At 71.2% G+C, this 17125-nt stretch carries 16 protein-coding genes and 2 pseudogenes; 9 read left to right on the top strand and 9 right to left on the bottom strand.

Going from position 1 to position 17125, the window contains the following annotated elements; all coding sequences use genetic code 11:
- The 3 genes from ACIRVH_RS10730 (at position 1) to ACIRVH_RS10740 (ending at position 3539) form a co-directional block, all read left to right on the top strand.
- Entirely contained in the window at positions 1–2118 is a 2118-nt protein-coding gene (locus ACIRVH_RS10730) for a trypsin-like peptidase domain-containing protein (RefSeq protein ID WP_403950656.1), read from the top strand.
- An 86-nt stretch (positions 2119–2204) separates the two neighbouring features.
- Positions 2205–2645, top strand: a complete 441-nt coding sequence (locus ACIRVH_RS10735) for a sec-independent translocase (protein ID WP_403950657.1) — start codon at positions 2205–2207, stop codon at positions 2643–2645.
- 222 nt (positions 2646–2867) lie between these two features.
- Positions 2868–3539, top strand: a complete 672-nt coding sequence (locus tag ACIRVH_RS10740; protein ID WP_403950659.1) for a hypothetical protein — start codon at positions 2868–2870, stop codon at positions 3537–3539.
- A gap of 98 nt (positions 3540–3637) precedes the next feature.
- Here ACIRVH_RS10740 and ACIRVH_RS10745 read toward each other — a convergent pair whose 3' ends face one another.
- The 3 genes from ACIRVH_RS10745 to ACIRVH_RS10755 are packed head-to-tail and all read right to left on the bottom strand — an operon-like array spanning position 3638 to position 6711.
- Positions 3638–4771 (bottom strand): Mrp/NBP35 family ATP-binding protein, encoded by a 1134-nt coding sequence (locus ACIRVH_RS10745; protein ID WP_403950661.1) that lies wholly within the window; start codon positions 4769–4771, stop codon positions 3638–3640.
- 43 nt (positions 4772–4814) lie between these two features.
- Positions 4815–5417 (bottom strand): DUF1003 domain-containing protein, encoded by a 603-nt coding sequence (locus ACIRVH_RS10750; protein WP_403950664.1) that lies wholly within the window; start codon positions 5415–5417, stop codon positions 4815–4817.
- On the bottom strand, positions 5407–6711 hold the full coding sequence (locus tag ACIRVH_RS10755; protein WP_403950666.1) for a magnesium transporter MgtE N-terminal domain-containing protein: 1305 nt from the start codon (positions 6709–6711) through the stop codon (positions 5407–5409). Before ACIRVH_RS10755 ends, ACIRVH_RS10750 begins: the two co-directional genes overlap by 11 nt.
- 190 nt (positions 6712–6901) lie before the next feature.
- On the opposite strand from ACIRVH_RS10755, the gene ACIRVH_RS10760 reads away from it, so the two are divergent.
- Positions 6902–7639 carry a hypothetical protein gene (locus ACIRVH_RS10760; RefSeq protein WP_403950668.1) on the top strand — a complete coding sequence of 246 codons (738 nt, stop codon included), beginning with the start codon at positions 6902–6904 and terminating at the stop codon, positions 7637–7639.
- A gap of 90 nt (positions 7640–7729) precedes the next feature.
- Here the strand turns inward: ACIRVH_RS10760 and ACIRVH_RS10765 are convergent, their stop codons facing one another.
- The gene (locus ACIRVH_RS10765; RefSeq protein ID WP_403950671.1) at positions 7730–8242 is read right to left on the bottom strand and encodes a hypothetical protein; all 513 of its coding nucleotides are present in this window, start codon (positions 8240–8242) and stop codon (positions 7730–7732) included.
- A 23-nt stretch (positions 8243–8265) separates the two neighbouring features.
- A complete protein-coding gene (locus ACIRVH_RS10770) occupies positions 8266–9396 on the bottom strand; it encodes a magnesium and cobalt transport protein CorA (RefSeq protein WP_403950673.1) in 1131 nt (376 codons plus the stop codon).
- A gap of 458 nt (positions 9397–9854) precedes the next feature.
- Between ACIRVH_RS10770 and ACIRVH_RS10775 the strand changes: the two genes are divergently transcribed.
- Entirely contained in the window at positions 9855–10439 is a 585-nt protein-coding gene (locus ACIRVH_RS10775; RefSeq protein ID WP_403950676.1) for a suppressor of fused domain protein, read from the top strand.
- Positions 10440–10479: 40 nt separating this feature from the next.
- On the opposite strand, the pseudogene ACIRVH_RS10780 reads toward ACIRVH_RS10775, so the two are convergent.
- Positions 10480–11489 (bottom strand): annotated as a pseudogene (locus tag ACIRVH_RS10780) (MFS transporter).
- A gap of 107 nt (positions 11490–11596) precedes the next feature.
- Between ACIRVH_RS10780 and ACIRVH_RS10785 the strand changes: the two are divergent.
- The 3 genes from ACIRVH_RS10785 to ACIRVH_RS10795 all read left to right on the top strand — a co-directional run bounded on the left by ACIRVH_RS10785 (position 11597) and on the right by ACIRVH_RS10795 (position 14009).
- Positions 11597–12238, top strand: coding sequence for a DUF6758 family protein (locus ACIRVH_RS10785; RefSeq protein ID WP_403950679.1), 642 nt, complete (start codon positions 11597–11599; stop codon positions 12236–12238).
- 235 nt (positions 12239–12473) lie between these two features.
- The gene (locus ACIRVH_RS10790) at positions 12474–13331 is read left to right on the top strand and encodes a PHP domain-containing protein (protein ID WP_403950682.1); all 858 of its coding nucleotides are present in this window, start codon (positions 12474–12476) and stop codon (positions 13329–13331) included.
- A gap of 72 nt (positions 13332–13403) precedes the next feature.
- Positions 13404–14009, top strand: coding sequence for a MarC family protein (locus ACIRVH_RS10795; protein ID WP_403950684.1), 606 nt, complete (start codon positions 13404–13406; stop codon positions 14007–14009).
- A gap of 44 nt (positions 14010–14053) precedes the next feature.
- Here the strand turns inward: ACIRVH_RS10795 and ACIRVH_RS10800 are convergent, their stop codons facing one another.
- Complete coding sequence (locus ACIRVH_RS10800; protein WP_094215082.1) at positions 14054–14206, bottom strand: hypothetical protein; 153 nt, start codon at positions 14204–14206, stop codon at positions 14054–14056.
- Between the two features lie 204 nt (positions 14207–14410).
- Between ACIRVH_RS10800 and ACIRVH_RS10805 the strand changes: the two genes are divergently transcribed.
- Positions 14411–15307 carry an NYN domain-containing protein gene (locus tag ACIRVH_RS10805; RefSeq protein ID WP_403950687.1) on the top strand — a complete coding sequence of 299 codons (897 nt, stop codon included), beginning with the start codon at positions 14411–14413 and terminating at the stop codon, positions 15305–15307.
- Positions 15308–15334: 27 nt separating this feature from the next.
- On the opposite strand, the gene ACIRVH_RS10810 is transcribed toward ACIRVH_RS10805, so the two are convergent.
- Together ACIRVH_RS10810 and ACIRVH_RS10815 are read right to left on the bottom strand one after the other, a co-directional pair.
- Positions 15335–16210 (bottom strand): alpha/beta fold hydrolase, encoded by an 876-nt coding sequence (locus ACIRVH_RS10810; protein WP_403950689.1) that lies wholly within the window; start codon positions 16208–16210, stop codon positions 15335–15337.
- 178 nt (positions 16211–16388) lie between these two features.
- Positions 16389–17125: pseudogene (locus tag ACIRVH_RS10815) on the bottom strand (ATP-dependent helicase); the annotation flags it as partial.

Consider the following 17125-nt stretch of genomic DNA (forward strand, 5'->3'; position numbering starts at 1 on the left):
ATGAACGAGGGGAACCCGACGTCCGTCCCGCCCGGGGAGCAGGGGGAACACGGGGAACAGACCTCGGCGGGGGAATCACCGGCGAAGCCCGCTGACGGCGACTTCGAGCTGGCGAAGCCTGCGGTGGTTGCACCGGGTGGCACGGGGACGGGCGGGGCCGCGAGCGGCGCGACTGAGCCCGTTGCTGCCGAGCCTGCTGCGGCTGAGCCTGTGGGGGCTGAGCGGGTGGCTGCGGAGTCGGCGGCGGCCGCTGGCGAGCCGGCCGGGGGAGAGTCGGTAGCGGCCGAGTCGGCCGAGGCAGGACCCGTCGTCGTGCCGCCCACCGAGCGCCCCAAGCCCCTGCACGACCCCGACCCCTACAGCACCCCGCCCTACGGCGAGCCGGGCCCCTGGGCACCCGCACCACCGGTCCAGCACCCGGCGGCGACAGCGGCCCAGGGAATGCCGGCACCGGCGCTCACGCAGCCACAGGCGGCCGCACAAACTCCGGCCGCTTCGCAGGGGCCGCCGATTCCGCAGACACCGTCTGCCCTGCAGGTACCCGCCGCTTCGCAGGAACAGGGATCTCCGCAGGCACCCGCTGCCCCGCAGGCACAGGCATCTCCGTACATACCCACTGCCCCGCAGGCACCCACCGCTCCACAAGCGCACGACGCCCCTCAGGCGCACCGGCCTTCACAGGTTCCGGCGCAGGCGGTGCCGCCCGCGCCGGGGCACAGGGCTCCGGTTTCGCCCGCCCCCGCGGACCCGGGTGCGCCCCCGCCGGTGGATGCCTCGGTATCCGCGCCGGGCGCGCCGCCGGTGCGTGCGCCGGGGGAGCTGCCCGACTCCGACCCCGGCGCCGTGCCCGCAGCCTCGCCGGAGGCCGGTGCCCCCGTTCCGCCGGAACCGGCCGACGCCGGCCCCTGGCAGCGCTACGACCCCTGGGCCGCGTCCGGCGCCGGACAGCAGCCCCTCGTGCCCGGACCGCTGCAGCAGACCGGGGCGGCGGTGCTCACCGAGGAGCAGCGGCGCAAGCGGGGCAGGCGGCTCCTCCTCGGCTGGACGCTGCTGGTCGCCGTCGTCTCCAGCGGCATCGGCGGGATCGCCGGCGCCTATGTCGAGCGCGAGGGCGTGGGCGACGTACAGCTGCCGCAGGCCGGACAGGTGCCGGCCGGACGGGCGCCGGACAGTGTCGCCGGGATCGCCGCACGGGCGCTGCCCAGCGTCGTCACCCTGCACGTACGCGGGGCCGACGAGGCGGGCACCGGCACCGGCTTCGTACTCGACGCCCGCGGCCACATCCTCACCAACAACCATGTCGTCGAGCCCGCCGCGTCCGGCGGTGAGATATCGGTGACGTTCAGCAGCGGTGCCACCGCCAAGGGCAAGGTCGTGGGCCGCGACAGCGGATACGACCTGGCCGTCGTCCAGGTCAGTGGTGTCCACGGGCTCACCCCCATGCCCCTCGGCAACTCGGACAACGTCCAGGTCGGCGACCCGGTCGTCGCCATCGGCGCCCCCTTCGACCTGGCCAACACCGTCACCTCCGGCATCATCAGCGCGAAGGATCGGCCCATCACGGCCGGCGGGGAGAAAGGTGACGGCAGCGACGTGTCGTACGTCGACGCGCTGCAGACCGACGCCCCCATCAACCCGGGCAACTCCGGCGGCCCCCTCCTCGACTCCCAGGCCCGGGTCATCGGCATCAACTCCGCCATCCGGTCCGCCGACGACGGCACCGACTCCGGGACCGGACAGGCCGGCTCGATCGGCCTCGGCTTCGCCATCCCCGTCAACCAGGCCCGGCGAGTCGCCGAGGAGCTGATCAACGACGGCCATGCCAGCCACCCCGTCATCGGCGTCACCCTCGACATGGGCTACACCGGCGACGGCGCCCGTATCGACACCAAGGCCCGGGACGGCGGCCCCGCCGTCGCCAAGGGCGGTCCCGGCGACCGGGCCGGCCTGCGCGCGGGCGACGTCATCACCGAGGTGGACGGACAGCGCGTCCACTCGGGCGAGGAACTGATCGTCAAGATCCGGGCCCACCGGCCGGGCGACGGGCTGCGTCTGTCGGTCGAACACGGCGGCACAAGGGAGGTCTCACTCGTGTTGGGCGCTGCGGACCAGAACTGACAGAAGTCTCACCTCGGGACGGTACCGGTCTGACAGCTACGCCGGGTACCGTTGAGCGACCGAGAACATCGCAATGGGAGCGTCAGGTGTTCAATGACATAGGACCACTCGAGCTGGTGACGATCATCGTGCTCGCTGTGCTCGTCTTCGGTCCCGACAAGCTCCCGAAGGTCATCCAGGACGTGATGCGCACGGTCCGGAAGATCCGCGAGTTCTCGGAGAGCGCGAAGCAGGACATCCGCGAGGAACTCGGCCCGGAGTTCAAGGACTTCGAGTTCGAGGACCTCAACCCCAAGACGTTCATCCGCAAGCAGCTGGACAACGATGAACTGGGGCTGAAGGAGATCCGCAACGGCTTCGACCTGAAGAAGGAGATGGCCGAGGTCACGGACGCCGTCCACAGCCGCGAGAGCGATGCCTCGTCCTCGTCTTCTTCGTCCTCCTCCGGCGGGCGCATCGACATGACCAAGAAGCCCGAGGACACCGACAAGGACGACCGTCCGCCGTTCGACGCGGACGCCACCTGACCGGACCCGACACGCGCATCGAGCGGCGGACGTGACGCGTTTCATAGCGCGCACCCGCCGCTCACGGCGTGAACAGGCCTTCTGCGCGACCCACGCGCCGGGCGCTTTCCCTGCTGCTCTCAGCGGTGTGGATATGCTGCCGAGTTGTTGTGCGGACCGGACAGTACGCCCGAAGGGGGGCGGGCCACCCCGGTCCGACGAGAGCGAGGAGGCGTCCGGGAGATGGAGACGACGAGTCGGGTGGGCGCGCAGGCGCCGGCCGCGGAGGGCGGACAGCAGCTCCTCTCTGCCCGGCGTACGGTCGCCGGCTACCTGCAGGCGCCCTTCCCTTGGTACGGCCTCGACGAGGCGTTCACGGGGCCCCGCTGGCTGATGCAGGTAGGCGCGGCGGCAGACGGCGCCGTCGAACACGGGTCGATCGGGCACGGTGACGAGCCCTCCGTCCGCAACGAGCACGTCGCCTCTTCCGCGGACGAGCCCCGGGAGAAGTTCGCGGTCGTGGTGACCGTGGCGGCGAACCCCTCCCGGCGGAGCGCCGACGGCACGGGCCTGCTGGAGGCGACCTCGGTCTCCTCGGCGGCGTGGCTGGCGGGGGTGGGGCTGCTGTCGTTCACGTGGCCCGGCCAGATGGACCACAGCCTGCGGGACGACTGGCTGGAGCAGCAGACGGAGACCGCGTGGGCCCTGGCCGATGACCTCGACGGACCCGAGTGGTCCACCCTCTCCCTTCCGGTGGACGGGGCTCCCATGCCCTTCCACTACCGGGAGTCGGAGTTCGGCTGGGTCCTCGCGGGCTCCACGCACGAGGGCGTGCACGTGGGCGCGTACGGCAGAGGAATGAGCGCCTACGGCCTCGGCTTCGCCATGATCAAGGACATCGCGACGTACGCCTAGCGCGAGTACGGAGCAAGGCTCTACGACGAAGGGGGCGCCGTCCGCAACGGACGGCGCCCCCTTCGTCGCAGAGGCCCTGAAACTGCCCTGAGGCTGCCCTAGAACTTGTTCTTCGGCGTGATCCCCAGCGACAGCCCCGACAGCCCCCGCTGGCGGCCGCCCAGCTTGCCCGCGATCGCTCGCAGGGCCGAGCCCGCCGGGGAATCCGGGTCCGTCAGGACGACCGGCTTGCCCTCGTCGCCGCCCTCGCGGAGGCGGACGTCGATGGGGATGTTGCCGAGGACGGGGACCGTCGCGCCCGTGGTGCGGGTCAGGCCGTCCGCCACCAGCTGGCCGCCGCCCGTGCCGAAGATGTCGACCATCTCGCCGCAGTGCGGGCAGGGCAGGCCGGACATGTTCTCGACCACTCCGACGATCTTCTGGTGGGTCTGGACGGCGATGGCGCCGGCCCGCTCGGCCACCTCGGCCGCGGCCTGCTGGGGCGTCGTCACGACCAGGATCTCGGCGTTCGGGACCAGCTGGGCGACGGAGATCGCGATGTCACCGGTGCCGGGCGGGAGGTCCAGGAGCAGTACGTCGAGGTCGCCCCAGTAGACGTCCGCGAGGAACTGCTGCAGCGCGCGGTGGAGCATCGGGCCGCGCCAGACGACGGGGGCGTTGCCCGGGGTGAACATGCCGATGGAGATGACCTTCACGCCGTTCGCGGACGGCGGCATGATCATGTTCTCGACCTGGGTCGGACGGCCGTCCGCGCCCAGCATGCGCGGCACCGAGTGGCCGTAGATGTCGGCGTCGACCACGCCCACCTTGAGGCCGTCGGCGGCCATCGCCGCCGCCAGGTTGACCGTCACCGAGGACTTGCCGACGCCGCCCTTGCCGGAGGCGACCGCGTAGACCCGGGTGAGCGAGCCGGGCTTGGCGAAGGGGACCTCGCGCTCGGCCGTGCCGCCGCGCAGCGCCGCCGCCAGCTCCTTGCGCTGCTCGTCGCTCATCACGTCCAGCGTGACGTCGACCCGGGTGACGCCCTCGACCCGGGAGACCGCCTCGGTCACCCGCTGGGTGATGGTCTCGCGCATGGGGCAGCCGGAGACGGTCAGGTAGACGGTCACCGCGACCGCCCCGTCCGCGCCGATCTCCACCGATTTGACCATCCCCAGTTCGGTGATGGGTCGGTTGATCTCGGGGTCGTTCACCGTCGCCAGTGCCTCGCGCACCGCGTCTTCCGTAGCCATAAGGACGATGGTACGGCGCGCCGAGGGGCCTCCGGGTAGCCCCTCAGCGGTCGTCTGCGTCACGTCCCGGCGACCGTTCTGTCCGTTCCGCCGGGAATACGACATGACCGTCGTGGCGTCGTCGCTCCTCCAGCTCCTTGACCAGGTCCTGCAGCTCGGAGCGGATCCAGTCGCGGGTGGCCACCTCGCCCAGGCCCAGGCGGAGCGCCGCGACCTCCCGGGTCAGGTACTCGGTGTCGGCGATGGACCGCTCGTTCTGCTTGCGGTCCTGTTCGAGGTTGACCCGGTCGCGGTCGTCCTGCCTGTTCTGCGCGAGCAGGATCAGCGGGGCCGCGTAGGAGGCCTGCAGGGACAGCATCAGGGTCAGGAAGATGAACGGGTAGTTGTCGAAGCGCAGCTCCCCCGGCGCGGCGATGTTCCACACCACCCACAGGATGATGACGACCGTCATCCAGACGATGAAGCGTCCCGTGCCCAGGAAGCGGGCGATCTTCTCCGACAGCCGCCCGAAGGCCTCCGGGTCCCACTCGGGCAGGATCCGGCGCCGCGGCGGGCGCGGCTGGTCCAGGCGGGGCGTGCGGTGCCGGGTGGCGGCCGTGGCGCCCACCGGGGTGCGCTCGCGGTTGCTCTCGCGCTCAGGAGCCATGTGCACTCGCCCCCTCGCTCGCCGCCCCGTTCTCCTCGTTCAGATGGAACTCAGTCTCCCGCCAGTCCTCGGGCAGCATGTGGTCGAGTACGTCGTCCACGGTCACCGCCCCGAGCAGCGAACCGGACTCGTCCACCACGGGCGCGGCGACCATGTCGTACGTCGCGAAGAACCCGGCGATGACCGGCAGGGTGGCGTCGGGGTCCAGGGGCTGCAGATCGTCGTCCACCAGCGAACTGACCAGGGTGTACGGGGGATCGCGCAGTAGCCGCTGGAAGTGCACGGTGCCCAGGTACTTGCCGGTCGGGGTCTCGTCGGGCGGCCGGCAGACGTAGACCTGGGCGGCCAGGGCGGGGGAGAGGTCGGGGTTGCGGACCCGGGCGAGCGCGTCGGCGACGGTGGCGTCCGGGCGCAGCACGATCGGCTCGGTGGTCATCAGGCCGCCCGCGGTGTGCTCCTCGTACGACATCAGGCGCCGCATCTCGGCCGCGTCGGCGGGCTGCATCAGGCTCAGCAGCCGCTCCTTGTCCTCCTCCGGGAGCTCGGAGAGCAGGTCGGCCGCGTCGTCGGGGTCCATGGCCTCCAGGACGTCGGCCGCGCGCTCCTCCTTCAGCTTGCCGAGGATCTCGATCTGGTCGTCCTCCGGCAGCTCCTCCAGGACGTCGGCGAGGCGGTCGTCGTCCAGGGCGGCGGCGACCTCGGCGCGCCGCTTGGCGGAGAGGTGGTGCAGGACGTTGGCGAGGTCGGCGGGGCGCAGCTGCTCGAAGGTGGCGAGCAGGCTCTCCGCGCCCTGCCCGTGCTCCTCCAGGGAGAAGCCGGTGACGCCCGACCACTCCACGGTCAGCGTCTCGCCCTTGGCCCGACGGAAGGCGCCGGCCTTCTTCCCCTTCCGGACGAAGACCCGGTCGACCTCCCAGTCCCGGCGGGCGGGCAGCTGCTGCACGGACACGTCGAGGACGGTGACCTCCTCGCCGGTCTCCACCAGCGTCACCCGCCGGTCCAGCAGCTCCCCGAAGACCAGCCGCTCGGTGGGCCGCTGCTCGAAGCGGCGGACGTTGAGCACGCCGGTGGTGATGACCTGCCCGGACTCGATGCCGGTGACCCGGGTCATGGGCAGGAAGATTCGGCGCCGGGTGGACAGTTCGACGACCAGCCCGAGGACGCGCGGGGGCCGTCGCCCGACGCGCAGCATGACGACCAGTTCGCGTACGCGACCGACCTGGTCGCCGGTCGGATCGAAGACGGGGACCCCGGCGAGGTGCGAGACGAAGATCCGGGGGGCGCCGGCTGCCATGGCTGTGCTTCCTTTGCTCGCATTGCGTGGGAATTGCTGTTTTCTGCCCGCTCGCGTGCGCTTCAGGCTAGCCCGTACCGATCGGATACGCCCTGGTGGGCGGTCCGGACGGACTGGCTCCGCCGGGCGGGTGGGGCCCCGGTACGCTGCGGTACGCCGCTCAGGACTCGTCAGAAAGGCAGCGTCACCTGTGACTGCGATTCCCCAGGGCCGTACCCGCCGGGCCACGCTGGTGAGCGCGGCATGCGCACTGGCAGTGACGGGAGCGATGGTGCTGACGGGGTGCAGCAGCGAGGACCCGGACGCGGGGACCAACGGGGTCGGCAAGCTGTCCCCGGACCGGATCCAGACGAAGTCCCGGGCCGCGGCGGACGCGGCGCCCGCGGTACGGCTGTCCGGGACCGTGGTCACCAGCGGCCGTACGTACAAGCTGGACATGCGGCTGAAGGCCGACGGCGGCACCGGCTCGGTCACGTCCCAGGGGGCGACGTTCGGCCTGCTGCGGGTCGGCGAGCAGCTGTATCTGAAGGCCGACGCGGACTTCTGGAGCCACGGCGGGGACACCGGGGCGGCCGGCAAGCTCAACGGCAAGTACGTCAAGGTGCCGCAGGGCGATCCCGCGTACAAGAAGTTCAGCGGCTTCACGGACAAGGCTGTCCTCCTCGACGGTCTGCTGACCCTGCACGGCAAGCTGGCGACGGACGGTCACCACGACCAGTCCGGCACCCGCACCATCCGCATCACCGGCGACGGCGGCTCCGGTGGCACCCTCGACGTCTCCCTCCAGGGCAAGCCGTATCCCCTCCGCCTGGTCCGTGCCGGCAGCGCCGGAATGCTCGGCTTCTCGGACTGGGGCAAGGACTTCACCGTGACCGAGCCCGCGAAGTCGGAGACGGTGGACTACGGCAAGCAGCTGCCGACGTCGTAACCGGCTCCGGCCGGCTCCTCTTCTCCGCCGCGACGGTGATCAGTCACGACGTACGTTCCCTGCGGTGCCGAACCCTGCTCGGCCCCGGCGCTATTTCTTCCGGCGCTTGGCCAGCAGTCGCGGCAGACCCGCCGGGATCGGCTGACGCGTGGTCGCCGGAGTCGGCAACGGTCGTTCCGCGAGGCTGTCGGCGGGCAACGGCACCGAAGTCCCCGTCGGCACCAGGCGCAGTACCCGGCACTCGCGCGCCCAGCGCCCCGGCATCTCCTCGCCGTCGGGGGCGTTGAGCCGCTTCCCCTTCAGCTCGGCCACCGCCGCCTCCCACTCCGGTGAGCCGGAGGCCAGCTCGGACACGGTCGCCGACCAGCTCACCAGCCGGCCCCCCTTGTCCTTGCTGCGCACGGTCACCTCGGCCGAGCCGCCGTCGGTGAGACCGGGCAGCGGCTGCTCTCCGGGCCCGTCGCCGACCAGGCACACCGCGCCCTCGTGCCACACGTGCCACAGCGCACGCGCGGCCGGGGCGTCGGCACCCCTGACCCAGATGAGGCCGGACTTCTTGCTGGCCTCCTCGATGAGGGCCAGGTCGAGCAGCTCGCTTGTCATGCGCCCAGCCTATCCAGGCCCGCTCACAGCCAGCCGTTGCGCTTCAGCGTGCGGTGGATGCCCAGACACAGCACGACGGTGATCCCCATGATCACCGGGTAGCCGTACTTCCAGTGCAGCTCGGGCATGTACTTGAAGTTCATGCCGTACACCCCGCACACCATCGTCGGCACGGCGATGATCGCGGCCCAGGCGGTGATCTTGCGCATGTCCTCGTTCTGTGCGACGGACGCCTGCGCCAGGTTGGCCTGGAGGATGGAGTTGAGCAGCTCGTCGAAGCCCACGACCTGCTCCTGGACCCGGGCGAGGTGGTCGGCGACGTCCCGGAAGTACTTCTGGATGTCCGGGTCGACCAGCCGCATCGGCCGCTCGCTCAGCAGCTGCATCGGCCGCAGCAGCGGAGCCACCGCCCGCTTGAACTCCAGCACCTCACGCTTGAGTTGGTAGATCCGGGCCGAGTCCACACCACGCGAGACCCCGCCCCGGCGGCCCGGCGAGAAGACCTCGGTCTCCACCTCGTCGATGTCGTCCTGCACCGCGTCGGCGACCGCGATGTAGCCGTCCACGACATGGTCGGCGATGGCGTGCAGCACGGCCGAGGGGCCCTTCGCGAGCAGCTCGGGGTCGTCCTGCAGCCGGTGGCGCAGCGCCCGCAGGGAGCCCTGGCCGCCGTGCCGGACGGTGATGAAGAAGTCCCGGCCGGTGAAGCACATGACCTCGCCGGTCTCGACGACCTCGCTGGTCGCGGTGAGCCGGTCGTGCTCGACGTAGTGGATGGTCTTGAAGACGGTGAAGAGCGAGTCGTCGTACCGCTCCAGCTTGGGCCGCTGGTGAGCCTGGACCGCGTCCTCGACGGCCAGCGGGTGCAGCCCGAACTCGCGGGCGATACCGGCGAATTCCGCCTCGGTCGGCTCGTGCAGACCGATCCACACGAACCCGCCGTCGCGACGCACCTGCCGCATCGCCTCCTGCGGGGTCAGCGGCCCCGCGCTCTGCACCCGGGCGCCGTCGCGGTAGACCGCGCAGTCGACGACGGCCGAGGGCGTGGCCGGGTCACGCGTGGTGTCGTACGAGGCGCTCGTGCTCGTCGTCTTGCGCAGCGCGTCACGGGACGACGGACGGACCACGGCACGCAGGTCGCGGATCATCGACATGGGCAGGCTCCTTCGCAGGCGGGCAGCGAAAGCGCACGGCAACGGGTGGAACTACCCGGAATGGGGACGTCCTGACTGCGGATGTTTGGCACGTCCACAAAGCGGGGAGCACCGCACCGTTGCGGTGGCGACTTCGCTACTGATGCAGAACTGATTCAGGTCAGACAGATCAGGCAAAGCGAAACGAAGTGCTCTTCCGAACGAAGACGTGAACGGGAAGGCGGCAGCCAGCCAGGAACTACATCAGCAGCCGGAAGAGCGAGTGGTACTACCAGGTCGACTTCGATCCATGACAGCCCCACCTCCTCCGGCCGGTCCCTCGTAAGGGAGTCTCATCGGCGTCGGGACTTGATAGCGACGCTTCTGCGTGCTGCCCCGAACCACCGGCTCAGCGTAGCAGCAGCCCATAGTGTCAAGGCGCCGCTTTGCCCGCTGCTGACGAGTTCTATGCTCACCGCATGGTTGATGTTCTTCCCCTCGTCGAGGCCCGGTTGACCACCGCGCTGGGCGCACCGGACGCGCGCGCCGCGGTCACCTTCCTCGGTACGGACCGCATCGAGGTGCTCCGTTTCCAGGAGGGGGACGTGGTCCGCTACGCCACGCTCGGCATGTCCGTGCACCCCATGACGGATCCCACGGCGATGCTCGCCGACCCCGTCAAGGGCCCCCGCGCCGAGCTGGTCCTGTCGGTCCGCGCGGGCCTCGCGGAGACCGACAAGGTACTCCGTCCGCTCGCCGTACTCGCCGCGTCCCCGCAGGTGGAGGGCTTGGTGGTGACCCCCGGCGCCTCCCTGGACGTGGGGGACCCGCTGTGGCCCGGCGCCCCCTTCAGCTCGGTCCTGGTCGGCGAACCCGGCGGGCTCGTCGAGGATCTGGAGCTGGACGATCCGATGGAACCCGTACGGTTCCTGCCGCTGCTGCCGATGACCCCGAACGAGGCCGCCTGGAAGCGGGTGCACGGCGCCCAGGCCCTCCAGGAGCGCTGGCTCGCGAACGGCACGGACCTGAGGGACCCCGCCCGCAGGTCCGTCCCGCTCGACTGACCCGGAGTGACCGATCTCACCAACGCAAGGCTGGAATCGGTCAGTTGGCGAAGACGGTGACACCGTCCTCGGTGGCGTGCGCCGTCTCCGGCTCCTCGGCCTCCTCGGTGAGGGCTTTCCGACGACGACGACCACCACCGCGCCCAGCACCGCGGTGACCGCCGCGACCACGAACGGGATGTGGATGTCGCTCCACTCCTCGATCTTCGGCGCGAAGTACGGTGCCGCGGCGGCAGCGAACCAGCGGACGAAGTTGTTTGCCCGCGCTCGCCACCGGGCGCGGCGCGTCCGACACGCCGAGGGCCAACTCGGTGTACACCGTGTTGTTCACGCCGATGAAGGCGCCGGACAGGATCGGGCAGACCACGGCCGTGGTGTGGTCGCCGTAGCCGAGCACGAGCACGTCCGCTGCGAGCAGCATCAGCGAGCCGCCGAGCACCTTCGGTGAACCGAACCGCCGCTGCATCCGCGGAGCCACGATCATCGAGAAGACGGCGAGCAGCACGCCCCAGGCGAAGAACACCGCGCCGGAGCGGTAGGGGGCCATGTTCGGCACGAACGGCGTGAAGGCCGGCACGGTGAAGAGCGTGTAGTTGTAGAAGAACGCCGAGACCGCCGCCGAGGCGGGCCGCCGTGGCCGAGCGCCCTGATCGGGTCCAGGACCGAGGCCTTGCGGGCAGGCTTCGGCTGCTCCTTCAGGGACGCCGTGATGCACAGGAATCCGATCGCCATCAGCGTGGCCGTGCCGAAGAACGGATGGCGCCGGCTGACGTTGCCGAGGACCGCGCCGAGCAGAGGGCCGCAGGCCATGCCGAGGCCGAGCGCGGACTCGTACAGCAGGATCGCGGCCGCGCTGCCCCCGGCCGCGGCGCCGACGACGACCGCGAGGGCGGTCGAGACGAACAGCGCCTTGCCGAGACCCCGGCCGACCCGGAAGCCGACGAGCTGCGCGACCGGGTCCGACGTGCCGGCGGGCCCGGCGACCACGGAGGCGCCGGCCGTGGCCCAGACCGCGCGGGGCTGCCGGAGGATGCCACCGGCTCCAGCCAATTAATGTAATATGCATCTACTTTTGGCCGGTGGGTTGTCACGCGCGTTCCGCCCGGACGGGTGATCGTCCTTGACGTGGGCCGGTCCGGGTAGGACCGTGGAGCCCTATGAGGGGCGAACCCAGTTGCCCGAAGTGTGGTGGCCGGGTCAGGGCTCCCGGTCTCTTCGCCGATTCCTGGCAGTGCGATGCGCATGGGACGGTGCATCCGCTGCAGCCCGTGATCCCGCCCAGCGTCGAGGCGCTCAACGTCGTGCTGCATCGCACGCAGGTCCCGGTGTGGATGCCCTGGCCGCTGCCGGTCGGGTGGCTGTTCACCGGTGTGGCCTATGCGGGTGACGACCGCAGCGGCGGCCGTGCCAGCGCCGTGGCCTGTTCCGGTCCCGCCCCGCTCGGCGGCATGGGCGAGCTCATCCTGGTCGCCGAGGAACTCGGCGTCGGCCTCGGCGCGCGGTACGCGGGCATCGACGGCCCCGACCCGGGGGCGTACATGAACGTCGAGAAACCGCCCCAGGCCAAGGTCCTGGCCGCCGGCCGTCCGACCCCGCTCTGGCACGTCACCAGTGCCCCCGACGATCGCGCCGTCTTCGCGGGCGAGGCTCTGGGGCTGTGGCTGTGGGCGGTGCTGTGGCCCGAGAAGTCCGGCCTGCTCATGTACGACGAGCTGGTGCTGACGGATCTGCGGGATGCGGGGGCGGAACTGGATCTGGTGCCGTGCGGGGCGCTTTCGCCGCGCTTGCTTCAGCCGTAGCGCCCACCGGGGTGGGGTGAGCCGACAGCCGGCGGCTGCGGGTTCGTTGTGGCTGGTCGCGCAGTTCCCGCGCCCCTTTGGTGGCAGTGCCGCCTTTGCGCAGTTCCCCGCGCCTCTTGGTGGCCGTGCCGCCTTGTAGGGGGTGCTCGGCGGGTGCGGGTGTGACAGGGCATCCCTTCGCGACCGCTATCCTTAGGTGTCCCCTTCCGTCCCGTCACCGCCTGGAGTTCGTGTCGTGCGCATCGATCTGCACTGCCACTCCACGGCCTCCGACGGTACGGACACCCCGGCCGAGCTGGTGCGCAATGCCGCTGCCGCCGGGCTGGACGTCGTCGCGCTGACCGACCATGACACCACCCGTGGGTACGCCGAGGCGATCGCCGCGGTGCCCGAGGGGCTCACTCTGGTGACCGGCGCCGAGCTGTCCTGCCGTGTCGACGGCATCTCCATGCACATGCTGGCCTACCTCTTCGACCCCGAGGAGCCCGCCCTGCTCGCCGAGCGGGAGCTGGTCCGGGACGATCGAGTGCCGCGGGCGCAGGGCATGGTCGCCAAGCTCGACGCGCTGGGCGTGCCGGTCACCTGGGAGCAGGTCGAGCGGATCGCCGCCGGCGGTTCGGTGGGGCGTCCGCATGTCGCGACCGCGCTCGTCGAGCTGGGTGTGGTGCCCACGGTGAGCGACGCGTTCACCGAGGAGTGGCTGGCCGACGGTGGCCGGGCCTTCGTGGAGAAGCACGAGACCGACCCCTTCGAGGCGATCCGGCTGATCAAGGGCGCGGGCGGCGTGGCCGTCTTCGCGCACCCGGCCGCCGCCAAGCGCGGCCGCACGGTGCCGGAGTCCGCGATCGTCGAGATGGCCGCGGCCGGCCTGGACGGCATCGAGGTCGACCACATGGACCACGACCTCGAAGCCCGGGAGCGCCTGCGGGGCCTCGCGAAGGAGCTGGGGCTGCTGGTCACGGGGTCCTCGGACTACCACGGCAGCCGCAAGACCGTGTCGCTGGGCGAGTACACGACGGACCCCGAGGTGTACGGGGAGATCATCCGGCGGGCCACCGGCGCCTTCCCGGTGCCGGGCACCGGCGGGGCCTGAGACCCCTCAGGGGTCGACCCCGCGCCCTCTCACGCCCGTTTCTCCCTCTCCCGCAAGGCCTGTACTTCCGCCATGTTCGACGTCGCTGTCTTCGGTTCTCTGTTCCTGACCCTTTTTGTCATCATGGATCCCCCCGGGATCACCCCGATCTTCCTCGCGCTGACCGCGGGGCGCCCCGCCAAGGTGCAGAAGCGGATGGCCTTCCAGGCCGTCTGTGTGGCCTTCGGGGTCATCGCCACGTTCGGCGTCCTGGGCCATCAGATCCTGAACTACCTGCACGTCTCCGTCCCCGCGCTGATGATCGCGGGCGGTCTGCTGCTTCTGCTGATCGCGCTCGACCTGCTCACCGGCAAGACCGACGAGCCGAAGCAGACCAAGGACGTGAACGTCGCCCTCGTACCGCTGGGCATGCCGCTGCTGGCGGGGCCCGGTGCCATCGTGTCCGTGATCCTGGCCGTGCAGAAGGCCGGCAGTGTGGCCACGCAGGTCTCGGTGTGGTCCGCGATCGTCGCGATCCACGTCGTGCTGTGGCTGGTGATGCGTTACTCGCTGCTGATCATCCGGGTCATCAAGGACGGCGGTGTGGTCCTCGTGACGCGGCTCGCGGGCATGATGCTCTCCGCGATCGCGGTGCAGCAGATCATCAACGGTGTCACTCAGGTGATCCGGGGGAGCTGAGACGTGGGCTCGGCTCCCCCGGAAAGCTTGAGTGGCGGTCCGTGTTACGAGGCCGGGGTCTCGGCCGGGCGGATCCACAGGCGCTGTCCGACGGCGGCGGCCTGCTGAACGATCCGGTTGACGGAGGCGGCGTCCACGACGGTGCTGTCCACGGTGGTGCCGTTGACCTCGTCGAGTCGCATGATTTCGAAGCGCATGGCTTCTCCCTTCGTCTGGTCATCCTCCTGCGGAGAACTACTGGTGTGTCCTGCTGTCGTAGGTAGTCAACGGGATGCGTGTTACAAACATTCCCTACGCTAAAGAAATTTTTCGAACAGCTAATTACCGACCGGTAGGTGGGGCCCGTGGGACTGACCGGGACCGGTTGTGTTCGCAGCGTGACCGCCGGGACAATGGAAGCGATGAACGACGACCTGGCGGCTCTCGCCGCCCGCATCGACCACACCAACGAGCTGCTGCAGCGCATGCTCGCCGAGGTGGCGAAGACGCCCTCGACCCACGCGATCTTCGTCGACGCGGGATACCTCTACGCGGCCGCCGGCCGGCTGGTCGCCGGGACGGAGGACCGACGGGCCTTCGACCTGGACGCCGAGGGCCTCATCGAGGCACTGATCGACAGGGCCCGCACGATCTTCGCGGACAGCCGGCTGCTGCGCGTCTACTGGTACGACGGCGCCCGGCGCCGCATCCACACCGCCGAGCAGCAGTCCATCGCCGAACTGCCCGACGTCAAGGTCCGCCTGGGCAACCTCAACGCCAACAACCAGCAGAAGGGCGTCGACTCCCTCATCCGCTCCGACCTGGAGTCCCTCGCCCGCCACCGCGCGATCAGCGACGCGGCCCTGCTTGGCGGCGACGAGGACCTGGTCTCGGCGGTGGAGGCGGCCCAGGGCTACGGCGCCCGCGTCCACCTGTGGGGCATCGAGGCACCCGAAGGCCGCAACCAGGCCGAGCCGCTGCTCTGGGAGGTCGACAGCCAGCGCACCCTCGACCTGGAGTTCTTCAAGCCGTACGTCTCCCGCCGTACGGCCGCCGCCTACGAGGCCCCCGCCGGCACCCGGCCCACGCGTGAGGACGTCCGCTTCGTCGGCGCCCAGATCGCCGCGAAGTGGCTGTCCGCGCGCGGCCGCGAAGCCCTCGTCGAGCTGCTCCCCGGCCACCCCTACCTGCCCGGCTCCGTCGACCAGGACCTGCTGGTCGAGGCCGAAGGGCTGCTCCAGTACTCCCTGCGTGGCCAGGCGGATCTGCGCCGCGCCCTCAGGGACGGCTTCTGGGAGCACCTGCAGACGCAGTACTAGCCCCGCCTCGGGCGCCCGCCACCGGCCTCAGCCCAGGTGCTCGTCCCAGAAGTCGGCGATCGCCCGGGCCGTGGCGAGCGGGCGGTCGGTGTTGGGCGAGTGCTCGGCCCCGTCGATGACGGACCGCCGCGCCTGAAGCCGCACCGCCATCTCGTCCAGCAGCGCCGGCGGCCAGGTGTCGTCCTGCGAGCCCGACAGCACGTGGAACGGCAGCGGTACGGCGGCCAGTTCGGCGATACGGTCCGGCTCGGTGCACAACTGGCGTCCGGTGGCGATGAGTTGGGCGGGCTTGTTGCCCAGCCAGCGGCGCCGCAGATCGTCCCGGCCGACCAGGCCGCCGTCGAGCTCGCCCGTGGCGGTCTCCTCGGGCGCCTCCATCGCCTGCATCGCGTCCCACACCTCGGCCATCGTCATCACGCCGAGCGCGTCCCGCAACAGCTTCACGCGCTGCTGCTGGGAGACCGAGATCTGTGCCGGGCCCGAGGCCATCAGCGTGAGGGAGAGAAACGGCGCATGGTCGAGCAGCACGGCCGCACGCGAGATCTGCCCGCCGAGCGAGTGCCCCAGCAGATGCACCGGCGTTCCGACCGCCGCCACCTGCGCCAGCACGTCCCGCGCCAACTCCTCCTGCGCGTAGGCGGATTCGTCGTGCTCGGGCCCGTCCGACTCGTACTGCCCGCGGCCGTCCACGGCCACGGTCCGGTACCCGCGCTCGGCCAGCGGCACATGCAGCGGATTGAAGTCCTCCTTGCTCCCGGTGAACCCCGGCAGCAGCAGCGCGACACCCTTCGGCTCGACACCGTCGGCCACGGGCGCGTCGACGACGGCGAACTCACCGCGCGCGGTCCGCAGGGAGTACGCACGGGCACCGGGGGGCGGGACGAAGGTGGCAGGCCTGCTCATGGGGGAGAGGCTATCGGGCGGCGGGCGGGCGGGGTGGAGGGAGGGGGAGGCAGAGGGAGATAGGGGGAGGGCGGGGCGACGGGGGAGATGGGGGCGGAGAAGACCGACGGCCCGGTCCCACAGGGGTGGGTCCGGGCCGTCGGGTGAGGCGGTTGTACTTGTTCTGCCGTGGGGCCGGTCAGGCCTCGGTGGCCTCCACGGCCGCCGTCGCCTTCCGCGTCCGGCGAGGCTTCGGCGCCACCTCCGTGGCCTCGGCCACGGGCTCCGCGGCCTTGCGGGTCCGGCGGCGCGGCTTGACCTCCGGCTCCTCGGTGGCCTGCGCCGGAATCTCCGGAGCGGCTGCCGCGGCAACGGCCTTACGGGTCCGCCGAGCCTTGGGCGCGGCAGCGACCTCTGCGCCGTCCACCGTTGCTTCGGCGGCAGCGGCCGTCTTGCGGGTGCGACGGGGCTTGACCTCAGCCTCCGTTGCTTCCGGGGTGGCGGCCGTCGTCTTGCGGGTCCGGCGCGGCTTGGCCTCGACCTCGGCCTCCACCGTTTCCGGGGTGGCGGCCGTGGCCTTGCGGGTGCGGCGGGGCTTGGCCTCGGTGGCCTCGGCCGTGTCCACGGCAGCCTCGGCGGCGGCAGCGGCGGTCTTGCGGGTCCGGCGCGGCTTGGCCTCGACCTCGGCCTCCACCGTTTCCGGGGCGGTGGCCGCGGTCTTGCGGGTGCGACGGGGCTTGACCTCAGCCTCCGTTGCTTCCGGGGCGGCGGCCGTCGTCTTGCGGGTCCGGCGCGGCTTGGCCTCGACCTCGGCCTCCACCGTTTCCGGGGTGGCGGCCGCGGCCTTGCGGGTGCGGCGGGGCTTGGCCTCGGTGGCCTCGGCCGTGTCCACGGCAGCCTCGGCGGCGGCAGCGGCGGTCTTGCGGGTCCGGCGCG

The sequence above is a fragment of the Streptomyces sp. NPDC101165 genome, assembly GCF_044768135.1.
Lineage (GTDB): Bacteria > Actinomycetota > Actinomycetes > Streptomycetales > Streptomycetaceae > Streptomyces.

What these genes read in the sequence shown, in the direction of transcription:
- ACIRVH_RS10730 (WP_403950656.1), top strand. Translation starts at nt 1, where the DNA reads ATGAACGAGGGGAACCCGACGTCCGTCCCGCCCGGGGAGCAGGGGGAA.
- ACIRVH_RS10740 (WP_403950659.1), top strand. Translation starts at nt 2,868, where the DNA reads ATGGAGACGACGAGTCGGGTGGGCGCGCAGGCGCCGGCCGCGGAGGGC.
- ACIRVH_RS10745 (WP_403950661.1), bottom strand. Translation starts at nt 4,771, where the DNA reads ATGGCTACGGAAGACGCGGTGCGCGAGGCACTGGCGACGGTGAACGAC.
- ACIRVH_RS10750 (WP_403950664.1), bottom strand. Translation starts at nt 5,417, where the DNA reads ATGGCTCCTGAGCGCGAGAGCAACCGCGAGCGCACCCCGGTGGGCGCC.
- ACIRVH_RS10755 (WP_403950666.1), bottom strand. Translation starts at nt 6,711, where the DNA reads ATGGCAGCCGGCGCCCCCCGGATCTTCGTCTCGCACCTCGCCGGGGTC.
- ACIRVH_RS10765 (WP_403950671.1), bottom strand. Translation starts at nt 8,242, where the DNA reads ATGACAAGCGAGCTGCTCGACCTGGCCCTCATCGAGGAGGCCAGCAAG.
- ACIRVH_RS10770 (WP_403950673.1), bottom strand. Translation starts at nt 9,396, where the DNA reads ATGTCGATGATCCGCGACCTGCGTGCCGTGGTCCGTCCGTCGTCCCGT.
- ACIRVH_RS10775 (WP_403950676.1), top strand. Translation starts at nt 9,855, where the DNA reads ATGGTTGATGTTCTTCCCCTCGTCGAGGCCCGGTTGACCACCGCGCTG.
- ACIRVH_RS10785 (WP_403950679.1), top strand. Translation starts at nt 11,597, where the DNA reads ATGAGGGGCGAACCCAGTTGCCCGAAGTGTGGTGGCCGGGTCAGGGCT.
- ACIRVH_RS10795 (WP_403950684.1), top strand. Translation starts at nt 13,404, where the DNA reads ATGTTCGACGTCGCTGTCTTCGGTTCTCTGTTCCTGACCCTTTTTGTC.
- ACIRVH_RS10800 (WP_094215082.1), bottom strand. Translation starts at nt 14,206, where the DNA reads ATGCGCTTCGAAATCATGCGACTCGACGAGGTCAACGGCACCACCGTG.
- ACIRVH_RS10805 (WP_403950687.1), top strand. Translation starts at nt 14,411, where the DNA reads ATGAACGACGACCTGGCGGCTCTCGCCGCCCGCATCGACCACACCAAC.
- ACIRVH_RS10810 (WP_403950689.1), bottom strand. Translation starts at nt 16,210, where the DNA reads ATGAGCAGGCCTGCCACCTTCGTCCCGCCCCCCGGTGCCCGTGCGTAC.